Consider the following 15,361-nt stretch of genomic DNA (forward strand, 5'->3'; position numbering starts at 1 on the left):
AACACGACCTAACCGCCTAACACATGCTTTAACATGTTGACGCACATATCATAGGGAACCGTTTCTTTCATTTTCTGTTGTAAGTACTCGTCCAACCTCGGTTTCAAAGTGAAAGCACTGTCGATTGCAGGGTCTGTTCCCGGCTTGTAAGCACCAATCGAAACCAAATCTTGATTTTTCCGGCATATAGACAGCACTTGTCTAACGGCTTTCGACATCAAGACATGTTCTTCGGTGGTGATTTGAGGCATAACACGACTGACGGATTTCTCAACATCAATCGCGGGATAGTGGCCAGCATCAGCCATCTCACGAGATAAAACAATGTGACCATCAAGAATCGCTCGCGATGCATCGGCAATAGGGTCTTGTAAATCATCACCTTCTGTTAACACGGTAAAGAAAGCAGTGATAGAACCTTGTTCATCGTTACCATTACCTGCTCGCTCCACCAGCGCAGGAAGCTTGGCAAACACAGACGGCGGATAGCCTTTGGTTGCTGGCGGCTCACCCACAGACAGGGCGATTTCACGCTGCGCCTGAGCGAAACGAGTCAATGAGTCCATCAGTAGTAAAACATCTAGACCTTGGTCTCGGAAATACTCAGCTACAGCCAGTGCGGTTTGACAGCCTTTTAAACGCATCAATGGAGACGAATCCGCAGGAGCGGCGACCACAACAGAACGCTTACGACCATCTTCTCCAAGGATCTCTTCAATAAATTCTTTTACTTCTCGTCCACGCTCACCAATTAACCCCACCACGACCACTTGCGCGGTTGTACCACGAGTCATCATCCCAAGCGTAACCGACTTACCCACACCGGAACCCGCAAACAGGCCGATACGCTGCCCTTTGCCCACCGTTAGTAAGCCATTAATCGCTTTTAAGCCAACATCAAGTGGCTCAGAGATAGGTTTACGAGCTAAAGGATTGATTGGCTCAGCATTAAAGGAAGCGCGTTGCTCGGTATAGATTGGACCTAAACCGTCGAGCGGATTACCTACGCCATCGATAACACGACCAAGCAACTCCATTCCAACAGGGATACCGCTTTCTGATGTCATCGGTGTCACGCGAGCGCCAGGTAAGATCCCAGTAATTTGTTCACTGGGCATCAAAAACAGGTTATCGCCAGAAAAGCCAACCACTTCGGCTTCCATCTGACCAGACATGGTCTCTACTAAGCATAAGCTGCCAATTGGCGCTTTGCAGCCGGTCGCTTCAAGCGTTAGTCCAACAACACGAACTAGTTTGCCTGAAGCAATTGGTCGCGACTTTAGCCCCTCGACTTTGTATTGGCTAAGACGGTTCGCTAACTCAAGCATTACTCATGACCTTGATGACGATTTACACCACAGAAGCTTTGAATGACGTTCTTCACGCGCTCTTCCATGCGGTAATTAACACTCGATTCACCCGCTTCAATTTGTACGTCGCCGCGATTGAGTGCAGGCTCTGATACCAACGTCCAATTACGAGAGTCCAATTCCGTTTCGCCATACGCTGAGCGTATTATTGCAACGTCTTCAGGGTTTAGCTTCAATGTGATCGCGTGACCTGAGATTGGCAATGACTCTACCGATTCTTTCACGGTATCTAGTATGATTTGTGGGTTGGTTTGCACTTCAACATGAACCACTTCTTTGACCATAGTCAGCACCATGTCCACCAGTTGCTTCTCTACCTGAGCATTCATCAGCTCTAATGGCTGAGCGAACTGGTTGGCTAGCCCCATAAAGATGGCGACTTGCTGCTGAATGTACTCTTGACCAGCAGTAACGCCTTCCAGTTTGCCGGCTTCGTTGCCCTCTTCGTGACCTGCGGCAAACCCTTCTTCTTTGCCTTTTTCATAGCCTTGTTTGAAGCCGGCTTCTTGACCTTGGTGCAACCCTTCTTGATAAGCGCCCTGCTTGATCAGGTCGATTTGCTCTTCCGTTAGAACCAGCTCTTCGTCTTCAATGGCTTCTTCAACCGTTGGCATCCAGCCAGGATCGTAGTTAAAAGCCGTTTCTTTGGCTTGTTTGTTCACATCAGAGGTATAGTCAGGCAGCCCCCATTTCTGAGGTTGGGCAACCGTATTATCTTCTTCAGGGCGAAGGAAGCCACGTTTTCTATCACCTGACATATCAGTACCTATCTATGAGTTCGTCCAACTGCGTTGTAGATTCAAGCAATTACACGGTAGTTAATCTGTGGTTTGAGGTTGGATAAAGAAAAGCCCCAACAATGTGGGGCTCTTGAGGTTTCTGTATTAAAGGAACTCGTCGGCGCCACCAGACAGCATAATCTCGCCACTGTCTGCCATCTTCCTCGCAATACCCAAGATCTCTTTCTGAGCCGCTTCTACATCAGAGACTTTAACTGGCGGCATCGCCTCAATATCGTCTCTCATCATATCAGCTGCACGCGTAGACATATTCTTGAAGATCTTCTCACGTAGGCTTTCATCAGCACCTTTAAGCGCTTTCTGTAGAACGTCTTGTGGAACATCACGCAGCAATCGCTGAACACCTTGGTCATCAACTTCAATAAGGTTTTCAAAGACAAACATAAGATCTTGGATCTGTGTTGCCATGTCTTCGTCTTGATCTCGAATTTGCCCCATCAAGATGCCTTCTACATTATTGTCCATGTAGTTCATGATCTCAGCAGCGGCTTTCAGGCCACCAATTTTGGCAGCTTGAGCACCCGCTTGACCCGCAAACTGTTTCTCCATGATTTCATTCAATTCAGCGAGAGCTGAAGGTTGAACTTCTTCAAGGTTAGCAATACGCATCATCAAATCAAGGCGAACACGCTCAGGGAATTGAGATAAGATCTCCGCAGACTGATCCGATTCCAGATAAGATAATACGATCGTTTGAATCTGTGGGTGCTCGTTAATGATGATGCTTGCCACCTGACGAGGGTCCATCCACTTAAGAGAATCCAAACCTTTAGAACCAGTACCTAAAAGGATCTGATCAACAAGGTTATTCGCCTTATCTTCACCTAGAGCAGCCACCAACGCATTACGCATAAAGTCTTCACTGCCCATACCGATGTTGGTGTACTTCTGAATATCATCTAAGAAAGCGCGGTGCACAGCACCTACTTTTTCTTGAGACCAATCCGTTGAACGTGCCATTGCACTACCAACACGCTGAACCTGTTTAGGTTCTAGATGGCGAATGATACCCGCAGCATCTTCTTCACTTAAACTTAGCAACAAGATCGCAGCGCGCTCTTCGCCTGAGATAGACTCGATATCGACACTTGCGACATCAAGCTCACCACCTTCTGCTTGTTGTGGAACAATTTCGTTAGCCATCTGCCACCCAATTCTTAACTACTTGAGCTGCTAGCTCTGGTTCATTCGCTACAAGTGCACGTACTGCTTTCAGTACGTCCTCATCTTTGTGAAGGTTAGGTAGGTCGATACTTGAACCAAATTCAAATAACTCACCACCTTCAATATCACCACCAATTAAACTGGTTTCGCCGTCAGCACCAATTGGCATGCCGTCGGGTCCGTACATTTGATCGTCATCGTCTGCTGCGGGGTTAAGCAGTTTTTTCATTGCAGGGCGAACCAGCACCAATACGACAACAATAATAACCAACGCACTCGCAAACCAACGTACCCAATCATTAAAGTGTTGGTGCTCCCAAATTGGTACGTCAGCAACAATATCCGTTACTTGAGGTGCAAATTGCATGCTTAAAACATTGAGTAAATCACCGCGGTTTTCATCAAAACCCACAGTGCCAATCAATACCTGACGTATCGCGTTAATTTCGCTTGCTGGAATTGGGGTATGAACCACTTCTCCCGTATCAGGGTTCAATGATTGGCGATCTTTGATTGCAACAGATACGGTCTGACGATTAACCGTGCCGCTCTGTTTTCGCTCATGACTAATGGTAGTATCCAGCTCAAAGTTGCGGGTCGCTTCTTTGTGAACCGAACCTTGCCCCATCATCGTACCATCTTTCATCTGAGCCACATCCTGAGGAATCGAAGCATCAGCAGGAGGCTGGTTACTCAAAGCCCCTGGAATACCTGCCACAACGTTGCCGTTATTATAGTCTTCTAATGTGTATTCACTTCGGGTTGCTGGAGTATTCGGATCAAAACGCTTTCGTGTTTGTTCCACAGCACTAAAGTCGAGTTGAATATCAACCTGAGCCGTGTAGTTACCAAACCCAAGAATCGGAATCAAAATAGAGTCAATTTTTTCACGTAGCGCTTGCTCTTGATTACGCTCTAACTCGTGCTCTTTTCGGCGTGCCGCTGACATCGGGTCCTGAGAGCCAGAGCTCAAAAGTCGGCCATGCTGATCGGTCACCGTAATTCGCGAAGTTTTCATCCCCGGAACGGCACTGGCCACCATGTCCACAACAGAATCAACTTCTTGCTGCTTGAGGTTCGTCCCCGTTTTAAGTGTCAGGAATACTGAGGCAGAGGCTTCTTGATTGTGACGAACAAAGACACTTTGCTTAGGTAAGGCAAGTAAAACTTGAGCTTTACGTACCTGCTTCATCTGTTCAATAGCTTTAGCAAGCTGTCTTTCACGGCTTAGTTTAAGACGCTCTTTCTCTAAACGTTGTGATACACCGAAACCCATGTCTTGCATGAGGATATCATCACCGGTGTTTCGCTCTTGGTTCAAACCCGCTCGAACCATATTTAGCTTTAATGAGTTATATTCACTCGCTGGTACCGAGATGGTATTCCCTTCAAGAGAGTACTCAATCTTCTGCGTATCCAAATAATCAAGAACCGGGATCAACTCTTCTGTTTCGTAAGCCCCTAATGGACGCATTTCTGGCTCTTTCACCCAGAAAAACAGCATTACAATAAGCGCTACACAGATCGAGATAGAAAGAACTAAGACGACTTGACGAAGCAAATCGAGATCACCGACGGCCATATCAAACTTAGATGAACTGCGCTCACCTAAATCGGTATTTTGCCCTTCTCCATCTAGATCAGAACTTGCAATAAGTGCGTGGTCGTTGCTATCGCTTACGGTTAAATCTGTTGTTTGACTGTTATCTGCCACTATTTACTACCCAACTTATACCGGCATGTTCATCAGCTCTTTGTACGATTCGACCAATTTATTTCTAATTTGGATCGTCGCTTCAAAAGCCACACTAGATTTATTACGAGCAATCATCACGTCAGATAAAGACACGCTTTGATCGCCACTGTCAAAACGAGTTTGAAGATTACCAGAGGTCTTTTGTAATGAGTTCACATTATTGATGGCATTAGTCAGCATGTTGCCAAAATCTGCACCAACCGCTTGGCCCGTTGCAGCAGGACGCGTGCTGGCAGCTTCAACCATCATTGCCTGCATTTCGCCTTGTAAACCATCTATTCTCATTTACTACCTCAGGAGTCAAAATTATGACTATCTATTTAGCTGTATTATTGACAGAGCAATTAACGTGCCATGCATCAATTTGACTAGCTATCGTAATACACTAGTCAGAAAGCTGACACTACTAATTTATGTTCAATTTGGAATGTCTATTCCAGCATCACGCATTTTCGCTAATTTATAACGCAATGTACGAGGGCTAATGCCTAGCTTTTCAGCCATATCTTTACGTCGACCATGACAAGCAATCAATGTTTCGAGAATGATCGCATACTCTTGATCTCTAAGCTCATTTCCAAGCCCTTCGCTACCTGCCACGACTTTATTGATAGGATTAGCTTCAGCAATCGGCTTAATTTCTGGCGCTGCAACACTGTTCCCTTCAACGATCTGTTGCAGTCCAGTAGCGTCTTGCCAATCAACACCTTCAAGTAAAATATGTTCGCCTGAAATATTTTCTTGCTCACTCAAAATTAGAGCGCGCTGCACGACATTATCCAGTTCACGTACATTTCCCGGCCACGGATAATTGACGAGTTTACTAATGGCTTGCTCAGACAGAACAGGAACAGGCATTCCTAGTTTGGTGCAATGACGTTCCACCAAATGTTTCGCAAGCGGCGCAATATCACCTTTACGTTCACACAGCGCTGGCCAAGTAATTGGAAATACATTCAGTCGGTAGTATAAATCTTCACGGAAATTCCCTTCAGAAACATACTGTTTTAGGTCGCGGTTACTGGTTGCTAGAACACGGACATCCAATTTGATGCTCTTGCGGCTACCAAGACGTTCAACTTCGCGCTCTTGCAACACTCGCAGCAATTTCGCTTGTAGGCTGAGATCCATTTCGCTGATCTCATCCAACAAAATAGTACCGCCTTGAGCTTGCTCAAATTTACCCGGACAAGCTTGAATCGCCCCGGTGAACGCACCTTTATCGTAGCCAAACAGTGTTGCTTCCAACATGTTATCTGGAATCGCGGCACAGTTAATCGCAACAAACGGACCGTCTTTACGGCTCGAGGCGTTATGAATATAGCGAGACATGACCTCTTTACCAGAGCCACTTGGCCCTAGCACCATCACGTTGGCATCGGTTTTAGCCACTTTGTCAGCCAGCATCATTAGTTTGATACTTTTCTCATCGGCAACTATAGCATCGCCATTGTCATCCGACTTTACGGGAGCGTAACGGCTCACCATGTTTAACAGCACTTCTGGAGCAAATGGCTTTGCCATGTAATCGATAGCGCCTTCTTTCATTGCCGCGACCGCATCTTCAATGTTGGCATAGGCCGTCATCAATAGAACCGGAAGATTTGGCCAATGCTGCTTGATGTTTCTTAGCAATGCTAAACCGCCCATACCGGCCATCTGTACATCAGAGACCACGATATCAACAGAGTTTGATTTCAATTTTACCAGAGCATCTTCCGCACAATCCGCTTCCAGCCATTCATAACCAGCAAGCGCGAGTGTATCGACAAGGGCTTCGCGTAGACCTTCATCATCTTCGACGATTAACACTTTGCTTTGAGCCATAGGATTCTCCAGTGTAAATTCAGTTAAAACTTATTAGTCTTCAGAAGAAGAGCTTCTTTCCAACGGTAGACACATGGTAAAGCATGCGCCGTCACCCTCTTCTGATATCAATTCCAGTCGACCTTCATGTGCTCGGCATACCATTTGTACAACCGCTAAACCTAGACCTGTGCCTTGAGAACGAGTGGTAAAGAAAGGTTCCATAATTTTACCTTGAAGTTCTTTAGGCACACCGGGGCCACTGTCTTGTACTGATATCTTAAGTTCACCGTTTACGGGTCTAAAAAACACATCAATCTGCGATTTCTTACCAGCAATTTGAACCGCGTTCAAAACTAGGTTACTTAAAGCAGAAGCGATAGCATTGGCGTTACCAAACATTTGAGTCTTTTCATCTTCAACTTCCTGACAATAATCAATCTGGTTGCTTTTTAACGCAGCCTCCACCATAGGATGAAACTCAATGATGAGTTCCGCGATGGTGAATGGCTTAACCACCTTGTTGTCGCCACCTTTGGCAAACAACAGCATGTCATTCACTTGTTTCTCTAAATCATGCAGCCTATCCATCAGCTTAGATTGAAAACGCGTTTTTGTTGCCGGCGGCAAATTTGGCGCGGCAAGGTTTGATGCATATAGCATTGCACTAGAAAGCGGCGTGCGAACCTGATGGGCAAGCGAAGCGACCATTCTTCCGAGTGAAGATAAACGCTGAAGATCGCTCACACGAGACTGAAGTAGGCGAGTTTCTGTCAGGTCTGTAATCAAAATAAGCTGACCTGTAGTCGAAGCTGAAATCGCTAAGCGCACTTTTCGCCCATTCTTCAATGAGATCTCATGCCCATCATCGTCCCTTGGTTCAAAGGCATTTTGTATTACCGAAAACCATTTCTCGCCAACCAACTCAACCCCGAGAATACGGTGTGCTTCAGGATTCGCTTCTCTCACTTCACCATGTGTATCTAACAAGATGACCCCCGCAGGCATAACATCGAGCACTTGCTTATAGCGCTCAACCTGTTGCTCAACAGAATCTAGATGTGATTGATTTTCTGGTTCGTTAGATAGGTGCATGTCAAAAATTTGCCTCAAATACTAAAACAGCCTGACATGTACAACACAAGTCAGGCTATTTGCTATATTTATCACATAGTTAAGCAAGCAACAACTCGACTATGGTTTATCTGTTCGTTTAGCTAAAGTTGCCAAAAAGCTAAAATGCTAAAATGTGTACTAGTTTTCGTTTTCATCGAAAATAGGCACTAACGCTGCAAGTTATATTTACGCATTTTTTCGACCAGAGTGGTTCTGCGCATTCCAAGCATGTCAGCAGCGCGAGCAACAATACCGCCCTGAGCCTCCAACGCTTGATTGATCATATTCACTTCCATATCAGCGAGTAGTTCTTTCAAGTTAACCCCTTCAGCGGGTAAATCTTGAGGTGCGTTCGCATTGTCAGCAAGCTCATCGTGCTGCTCAAAACTGAAGTCTTCTGAGAACAAGTCAGAAAGAGCATCTCGCTCTTGCTCTTCCTCTGATGCAAAATTATTAAACTCTGGCTGAAACTCTGGGATATCACTGTATCTATATTTAGTTGGTAGATGATTCACATCAACCAAGCTATTTGGATATAAAATAACCATTCGCTCAACTAAATTAGCTAACTCACGTACGTTGCCCGGCCAGCAATGCTCCATCAAAGAGTTGATTGCACGGGGAGTAAAACAGATTGGCATGCCACCTTCAGCTTCCATTCTGGTCATCAACTCCTGAAGCAATAGGGGAACATCTTCTTTTCGCTCCTGAAGCGATGGCATTTCAATTGGGAAAACGTTCAAGCGATAGTAAAGGTCTTCACGGAACAAATCATCTTCGATCATATTTTCAAGATTGCGGTGTGTTGCCGCAATCACTCGAACATCAGCTTGAATGGTACTATTGCCACCTACACGTTCAAAACTGCGTTCTTGTAAAACACGAAGCAACTTAACTTGCATCGCCATTGGCATATCACCAATTTCATCAAGAAACAGTGTACCACCTTCAGCCAACTCAAAACGGCCTTTACGTGCGGTAATTGCACCAGTAAACGCGCCCTTCTCATGACCAAACAGTTCACTTTCGAGCAAGTCTGGCGGTATAGCGCCACAGTTTACGGGAACGAAAGGTCCTGAACGACGTTTAGAATGATAGTGAACATTACGTGCTACAACTTCTTTGCCCGTGCCTGACTCACCAAGAATCAATACGTTTGCTTCAGTAGAAGAGACTTGTTCAATCAAGTGACGAACTTCTTGGATACCAACACTCTGCCCAACTAGACTACGAAAAAGCGTATTCTTACGCGCTGAAGGTACAATTTGAACGCCTTTACGGCCTAAGAAGTCTTTACAGTGTCTTAGTGCATCACTTAATTGCGGGTAGTTAAGAGGAAGTTCGAGTTCACCAACAAAGTTAGTAAGTTCGTCAACCGGGTAATCGTTTTTGCCAATCACCAGTAAAGGGATGTGATTAACATGAACAAGCTTTTCATTCAGTAATGCGAAGCCTTTGGCTTTAATTGAACCAATGATGCAACCGGCCCACTGTAGGGACCAGTCAACTTTGTATGCTTGTTCAGAGCTGATTACTTCGCAGCTCTCTCCTACAAACTCTAATATTGTGCTTAAATTGTGACGATTTTGAGCGTTATCATCGACGACAAGCAGTTTTGCCAAACCTTGCATAAGTAGGAATTATTGCCTTTATTTTGGTGCGATGCGGAAATTGGTAAGCGACGTAAGAGACAAAACAGAGAAAATATCAATGATTATGATCTACGTGGACAAATCTAGGAAACCAGCAACGAAAAAAGCCATTAGGCTATCTAATGGCTTCTATTTTATTTGATTATAAAAATAAGGCAACCAAGCAATTCAGAGATATGCGATTGGTTTAAACTGGGATGTTTCTTTAAATACCAACATCCGCAGACGTTAAATTGTGATATTCATTCGGAATTTGGTCCCAAGCGCTCTTAATTTCGCGGATAATATCGATAACATCATCAATTGGCTGAGGATCATTTTTGTGATTTGCAGCAGAAATTTGCGTGATCATAAACTCATAAAGTTGATCTAGATTTTTCGCAATGTCGCCACCATCGGACATCGATAGGCAACTACGCAGGCTAATAATGATATCTAGAGCCTTACTCAGTCGCTCACCTTTCACCGGGATGTTGCCCGCTTGCATTGCCGCTTTACCTTGAATTAAGCGCTCGATAGCACCAGCCATTAGCATCTGAACAATTTTATGCGGTGAGGCAGCTGTAAGCTGACTATCCACTGATACCTTTTTATATGCCTGTAAAGAACCGCGCATAGTAAACCTCTTCTATAAAAACTTTTTGTATTGTTGAACTGATTTGGCACCATGTCGGTATTTATGTAAGTTTTTACCTACTCGACCAGTCTCAGACTGCATCAGTTCGACCAATTGTCTTGTTCTCGAAATGGCTTCAAACCACTCGGAGCTTTGCTTAACGTCGGGATATGAATCGATTAATTGAAGCACGTTTTGCAATAACTGTTCTCTGTTATCGACAAGATGCACTATTTCTTCAGCATTAATTTCACTATATTCGAGCTTAGACATAATTAATTGATCGAGCTCACAAAGCTCTTGAAGCAGTTTGCTCATCTATTAGCCCATTGCACTCATCATGCTGCCCAACTGAGATTGCATCTTGCTGGTCGCATCCTGCATCGCAGTGAACTTGGAGTGCGTACGGCTCTCTAGGCTATCCATGCGTCGGTCAAGCGCGCTTTGATCATCAACCAAACGGTAATTTTGTTCGACTAAGCTCTTTTCTCTCGTGCGGATTGAGCCCGTAACACCCGTGATCCCTTGAATCGCATCTTCGACTTTTTTGGCGAAACCGTTGTTGCCGCCAAAGAACTCACCCAACTTATCAAAGTGATTGTTAAGCTGACGATCAAGCATGTCGTAGTTGATTTCTAGCGAGCCTTGTCTTGTGGTGGTGATACCAAATTCAGTCAAAGACTTAAGGTTGTCAGGCGCGTCTTCAATGCTTGAAGAGAACACACTTTTTAGTCGCGAGTCTGCGTTACGCACTGTACTGTCACCAGAAAGAGGGCCTTTTTGACCTGTCAAAGGGTCAACACTCGCCAAACCTTTAGATACTTGGTAAAACTGATTATAAGAGCTAACAAAAGCTTCAATATCTTCACGAACACGATTACGGTCGTACTCAACACCAATTTCTGCTGGCGGCTTATCTTTTGGCGTTTTACCTTTAACCGTAATATCAATACCTTCAACGGCATCTTCAATCACATTATTATTGCTAGAAAGCTGAGCGACACCATCCAGAATGACCATTGAATCTTGTCCAGCTTGCACTTCAGTCATGCCGCTGTATTGGTCAAAAGACTGTTGAGCCAAAGCCAGATTAGCTTGAGCTTTATCAACCTTCTCTAAATGTGTTCGTTCCCCCGGAGATAACCTAGCTCTCTCTAATTGCTGAGCCTGCTCCGGGGTTAATTCACCTTTCTCAACTCTCTTCGCTAACTCTGAACGTTCATCAACCAATTTACTTTCTATTCTGGCTTTCTCGGCATCGAGCTTCTGCTGCGCTTCTTTGGGGGTAACATAAGAATCCGTCAGAGTACCTGCGGCAGTATTTGACCACCCCGGAATATCAGCGGCTTTCTCGATGGCTTTTTCGTCAAGCTCGAGTTCAGGCCTAAAAAAAGAATCGAGTAATGTGCCCGAAGCGGTGTTGTTCCAGCCTGGGATCGTATCTTCTGGCATCCCTGAAGCCGCTAAGGCGGACGCATCTAGCGCCTTTTGACCTGCCATTGCCGCTTCTTGGCCATAAGTTAAATTATCACGGTCAAATTCAGCGAAAGGATCTTCAGGTTCAACGACAGGTTCCGATTTTCTTTCAAAAATAGGATTGCCGTTTTCATCAAATATGGAATTTCCGTCATCGTCTCGCAGCGGAACAGCAAAGCCGTCAGGAATTGGGTTACCGTCAGCATCCAATTTAGGAGGGGCATCAGCTAAGACGCCTTGCGCTACTGAGCGAGCATCTTCTAAGGCTTTCAGTCTTTCCGATAGGGTTTTATATTCTAATTTTTTTAGAGGGTTGTTATCTTCAGAGTCAACGTGGAGTTTTATTTGATTGTCTTCACCAGACATATTTGAAGCGAGGACTAACCGTGGTCCTTCTTTATCATTAATGATAGAAGCTCGAACACCCGGATTATCCCCAGCGCTGTTAATACCTCTAACAACATCACGCAGTTTTGAGTTAGCACTAACTTGTGTTTCGAAGCTCTCGCTACCAAGCGAAACCTGCAGCTTGCCAGGGCCAAATTTCATGTCATCTGATAGAACATCAGAAGCCACTTTATGGCTCTGGGCAAGCTGCAACACATCGATGGCATATTTGCCAGCGATCGCTTCGGTAGTCGCGGTCGCAGAAACAAGATTTTCATCAGTACTTTCTACTGTTCGCACAGCAAAAGCTTTATCCTGACGAAAGCTTGTCATCAGATCCTTCATCGAATCAAGGGATTCTCTGAGTCTTCCATAGGCACTAATGCTGGTGTCGATTCGCGTTCGTTCATTGTCGATCTGTTGCTGTTTAGGCACACGCTCAGAATCAACAATTTTGCTGACCATGGAATTGATATCCATGCCAGACGAAATCCCCATTGGGCCAAAACTCATTAAACCACCTCAATAATACGACTTAAACCTTAGCCTCCAATATTCCACTATTCGAGGTTTGGGCTGCTAGGCGCCTCAGAATTTCGAGCATTTCTTCGTCGGGAATTTGGCGAATAATATCGCCTGTTGTGGTCTCATAAATAGTGACCACATCTCTCCCAGTCTCTTCATCAACCTTGAAGGCAACACCCTTGTTAAGAGAAGATATAAACTCATTGACCTTCTCAACCATCTTGACACGCTCCTGATCATTTAACTCTTGTCTATGTTGAGCTAATTGAATCGCCGCTTCGGTAGCCATTTCTTTCGATTTTTCTACCTTGCCATGAGATGTTGCTTCTTTTAGTTGTAAAGTGCTCGACGCACTACTACCTTCATCGCTTGCAAATTTAGTGCCATTAGGTGAGCCATAAGGCTGGATGTTCGACGCGTTAGATAATATTTCCATAACACTCTCCCTCCCACCTTTATGAGCCTAACAGTAAAACTCTACCCAGAGTAGAGTTTACCGTTACTTACTGAAGTAAGTTTAGCCCAACAAGCTTAGAGCTGCTGATGGTGATTGTTTTGCTTGAGCTAAAATAGAAGTACTCGCCTGTTGTAAGATTTGAGACTTCGTCATTGCCGTTGTTTCTTTTGCGTAATCGGTATCTTTGATACGGCTCTTAGACGCATTAACGTTTTCGTTAATATTATCTAAGTTGCTGATTGCGTGATCAAAACGGTTTTGGAACGCACCGAGAGATGCTCGGTTACTGTCTACTGATTTTAGAGCGCCATCAATAATAGATACCGCGTTGTTAGCACCAGCAACCGATGTTACATCGATATCGTTAACAGTAACGTCTTTACCTGCACCAATCCCTAGCTCGCCCGCCAGACTGCCGCCAAATTCAACATTACCTTCAATTTTTTGGCTAGAAGCAAACAGTTGCAGTTTACCGCCTTCACCTACCGATGCTTGGACGTCTGGACTTTGGCCATTAATATACGTTGCTAGCTCTTCCATGTCGTTGCCTTCTTTCGCAGAAATAGACAACTCTTGAAGATCACCAAACTGATCTTGGTATTTCATCGTTAGAGCAGAGTTTGCTCCTACACGCCAAGACGTATCTTTACCCTCGGTAACACTATAGCTCTTACCGCCCATAGCTTGAGTGTCAGTACGCATATTATTCATCGTCAGCATTACTGCTTCACCAGAATCTGCACCGATTTGGAAAGATTGGCTACCAAAAGTACCGTTCAAAAGCTTGTTACCACCAAAAGAGGTCGTTTCAGCAATACGGTTAAGCTCAGTGTTTAACGCCGATACTTCTTCTTGGATAGCAACACGTTCAGATCTCGTGTTTGAGCCATTTGAAGATTGAAGAGAAAGGTCACGCATTCGTTGCAGGATATTGGTTGACTCATTCATTGCACCTTCAGCAGTCTGTGCAATAGAGATACCATCATTCGCGTTTTTTACAGCCATATCTAGGCCACGGCTTTGCGACGTTAAGCGGTTAGAGATTTGTAGGCCTGCAGCATCATCTTTCGCGCTATTAATTTTATAGCCAGAAGACAAGCGCTCCATTGATTTTTGAGTACCTTCAGCCGCGCTATTTAGGTAGCGCTGAGCCGTCATTGCAGACACATTTGTGCTTACATTAATCGCCATAGTTGATCTCCTTTAGGCATTTTTTCATGCACTTATGCGACTCTCACCTCACAAAAACACATGTTATTTTGTTTTATATACCAGTGTCTCTCTCACCTTACATTGGTACATATCATTTCTCTCAATCCCTTTAACGGCCCCTTAACTAGAAGCTTTAATAAAAAATGCATTTTTTTTCGTATTATTTTAAATATTAAAAAAAACGTGAAGTAGTTCGATTACTTTCACGGCATCTTTTAAAGCAGGACTTATACCAATAACAGTAAGTAAGTAAGTAGAAATAGCGCAGGAAAAATGCTTGAGAACAAGGCAGGGTTTTTCGATAAGTAGTTATTCTACAATTAGAAGCTCTCACGCCGTTATCGAGTTTTTAGCAAGCTAGGGTGATAAGTTATTTACTACGATTGGTATTAACACTATGTGTATCAACATCCATCAGAACATTGATATAAGAAAGGATTCCTGATATCTCGCTCTACTCGGTTCTGGAATGACGAAAGGCTACTTCGATACAATAAGCAATAAGCAATAAGCAATGAAATCATCATTTCCCAACTCGGTCATTCCCTACAGTGGGGAACGAACGTGATAGGGAATCTCGCTTTTTCTTTCCCCCCTGATCTCGAAAATTACCGTTACCAAATCGCAGGCAATAAAAAACCCAGCCGAAGCTGGGTTTATTTAGCGCTCATCTCTCACCACGAGCTAATTTGTGGAAGCCTAACATTGACAATTATGACCAATAATGCACATGTTCAATGTGGCCTTTCAACCTGTTAACCTAGTAGGCTAAGTGCCGAGTTCGGAGCTTGTTTTGCTTGAGCTAGAATCGAGCTTGAAGCTTGAGAAAGAATCTGAGATTTAGTCATCTGAGTCGTCTCTTTCGCGAAATCAGTATCTTTAATGCGGCTCTTAGATGCATTAACGTTCTCGTTAATGTTGTCTAAGTTATTGATTGCGTGGTCAAAACGGTTTTGGAAAGCACCCAGTTCAGAACGGTGGCTATCTACATATTTAAGTGCCGCATCGATAACAGCTACAGATT

General features: G+C 44.4%; 14 protein-coding genes. All 14 read right to left on the reverse strand.

All coding sequences use genetic code 11. From position 1 onward, the window contains the following. Window positions 1-8 precede the first annotated feature (8 nt). Entirely contained in the window at window positions 9-1,328 is a 1,320-nt protein-coding gene (fliI, locus tag ACED28_RS18765; protein ID WP_009848550.1) for a flagellar protein export ATPase FliI, read from the reverse strand. Further along, window positions 1,328-2,128 (reverse strand): flagellar assembly protein FliH, encoded by an 801-nt coding sequence (gene fliH, locus ACED28_RS18770; RefSeq protein WP_017101963.1) that lies wholly within the window; start codon window positions 2,126-2,128, stop codon window positions 1,328-1,330. The genes fliI and fliH overlap by 1 nt, the downstream gene beginning before the upstream one ends. 126 nt (window positions 2,129-2,254) lie before the next feature. Beyond that, window positions 2,255-3,313, reverse strand: a complete 1,059-nt coding sequence (gene fliG, locus ACED28_RS18775) for a flagellar motor switch protein FliG (protein ID WP_012603439.1) — start codon at window positions 3,311-3,313, stop codon at window positions 2,255-2,257. Then, window positions 3,306-5,048: a flagellar basal-body MS-ring/collar protein FliF gene (fliF, locus tag ACED28_RS18780; RefSeq protein ID WP_017099171.1), complete on the reverse strand. Its 1,743-nt coding sequence runs from the start codon at window positions 5,046-5,048 to the stop codon at window positions 3,306-3,308. The genes fliG and fliF overlap by 8 nt, the downstream gene beginning before the upstream one ends. A 15-nt stretch (window positions 5,049-5,063) precedes the next feature. After that, window positions 5,064-5,375 (reverse strand): flagellar hook-basal body complex protein FliE, encoded by a 312-nt coding sequence (gene fliE, locus ACED28_RS18785; protein ID WP_009848554.1) that lies wholly within the window; start codon window positions 5,373-5,375, stop codon window positions 5,064-5,066. 132 nt (window positions 5,376-5,507) lie between these two features. Further along, on the reverse strand, window positions 5,508-6,917 hold the full coding sequence (locus tag ACED28_RS18790; protein WP_009848555.1) for a sigma-54 dependent transcriptional regulator: 1,410 nt from the start codon (window positions 6,915-6,917) through the stop codon (window positions 5,508-5,510). A gap of 33 nt (window positions 6,918-6,950) precedes the next feature. Continuing rightward, complete coding sequence (locus ACED28_RS18795; protein WP_009848556.1) at window positions 6,951-7,991, reverse strand: PAS domain-containing sensor histidine kinase; 1,041 nt, start codon at window positions 7,989-7,991, stop codon at window positions 6,951-6,953. Window positions 7,992-8,179: 188 nt separating this feature from the next. Then, the gene (locus ACED28_RS18800) at window positions 8,180-9,643 is read right to left on the reverse strand and encodes a sigma-54 dependent transcriptional regulator (protein ID WP_009848557.1); all 1,464 of its coding nucleotides are present in this window, start codon (window positions 9,641-9,643) and stop codon (window positions 8,180-8,182) included. A gap of 226 nt (window positions 9,644-9,869) precedes the next feature. Further along, entirely contained in the window at window positions 9,870-10,280 is a 411-nt protein-coding gene (fliS, locus tag ACED28_RS18805; protein WP_009848558.1) for a flagellar export chaperone FliS, read from the reverse strand. A gap of 12 nt (window positions 10,281-10,292) precedes the next feature. Continuing rightward, window positions 10,293-10,598 carry a flagellar protein FliT gene (locus tag ACED28_RS18810; protein ID WP_017101962.1) on the reverse strand — a complete coding sequence of 102 codons (306 nt, stop codon included), beginning with the start codon at window positions 10,596-10,598 and terminating at the stop codon, window positions 10,293-10,295. Between the two features lie 3 nt (window positions 10,599-10,601). Then, window positions 10,602-12,656 (reverse strand): flagellar filament capping protein FliD, encoded by a 2,055-nt coding sequence (gene fliD, locus ACED28_RS18815; protein WP_017104000.1) that lies wholly within the window; start codon window positions 12,654-12,656, stop codon window positions 10,602-10,604. Between the two features lie 22 nt (window positions 12,657-12,678). Then, a complete protein-coding gene (gene flaG, locus ACED28_RS18820; protein ID WP_017101960.1) occupies window positions 12,679-13,104 on the reverse strand; it encodes a flagellar protein FlaG in 426 nt (141 codons plus the stop codon). Window positions 13,105-13,185: 81 nt separating this feature from the next. Beyond that, on the reverse strand, window positions 13,186-14,316 hold the full coding sequence (locus tag ACED28_RS18825; RefSeq protein ID WP_017101959.1) for a flagellin: 1,131 nt from the start codon (window positions 14,314-14,316) through the stop codon (window positions 13,186-13,188). A 776-nt stretch (window positions 14,317-15,092) separates the two neighbouring features. Next, window positions 15,093-15,361, reverse strand: a 269-nt coding sequence (locus ACED28_RS18830) for a flagellin (RefSeq protein ID WP_371695437.1), incomplete at its 5' end; no start/stop codon positions are given.

The sequence above is a fragment of the Vibrio sp. 1F253 genome (assembly GCF_041439295.1).
GTDB classification, from domain to species: domain Bacteria; phylum Pseudomonadota; class Gammaproteobacteria; order Enterobacterales; family Vibrionaceae; genus Vibrio; species Vibrio tasmaniensis_A.

What these genes read in the sequence shown, in the direction of transcription:
- fliI (WP_009848550.1), bottom strand. Translation starts at nt 1,328, where the DNA reads ATGCTTGAGTTAGCGAACCGTCTTAGCCAATACAAAGTCGAGGGGCTA.
- fliH (WP_017101963.1), bottom strand. Translation starts at nt 2,128, where the DNA reads ATGTCAGGTGATAGAAAACGTGGCTTCCTTCGCCCTGAAGAAGATAAT.
- fliG (WP_012603439.1), bottom strand. Translation starts at nt 3,313, where the DNA reads ATGGCTAACGAAATTGTTCCACAACAAGCAGAAGGTGGTGAGCTTGAT.
- fliE (WP_009848554.1), bottom strand. Translation starts at nt 5,375, where the DNA reads ATGAGAATAGATGGTTTACAAGGCGAAATGCAGGCAATGATGGTTGAA.
- ACED28_RS18790 (WP_009848555.1), bottom strand. Translation starts at nt 6,917, where the DNA reads ATGGCTCAAAGCAAAGTGTTAATCGTCGAAGATGATGAAGGTCTACGC.
- ACED28_RS18795 (WP_009848556.1), bottom strand. Translation starts at nt 7,991, where the DNA reads ATGCACCTATCTAACGAACCAGAAAATCAATCACATCTAGATTCTGTT.
- ACED28_RS18800 (WP_009848557.1), bottom strand. Translation starts at nt 9,643, where the DNA reads ATGCAAGGTTTGGCAAAACTGCTTGTCGTCGATGATAACGCTCAAAAT.
- fliS (WP_009848558.1), bottom strand. Translation starts at nt 10,280, where the DNA reads ATGCGCGGTTCTTTACAGGCATATAAAAAGGTATCAGTGGATAGTCAG.
- ACED28_RS18810 (WP_017101962.1), bottom strand. Translation starts at nt 10,598, where the DNA reads ATGAGCAAACTGCTTCAAGAGCTTTGTGAGCTCGATCAATTAATTATG.
- fliD (WP_017104000.1), bottom strand. Translation starts at nt 12,656, where the DNA reads ATGAGTTTTGGCCCAATGGGGATTTCGTCTGGCATGGATATCAATTCC.
- flaG (WP_017101960.1), bottom strand. Translation starts at nt 13,104, where the DNA reads ATGGAAATATTATCTAACGCGTCGAACATCCAGCCTTATGGCTCACCT.
- ACED28_RS18825 (WP_017101959.1), bottom strand. Translation starts at nt 14,316, where the DNA reads ATGGCGATTAATGTAAGCACAAATGTGTCTGCAATGACGGCTCAGCGC.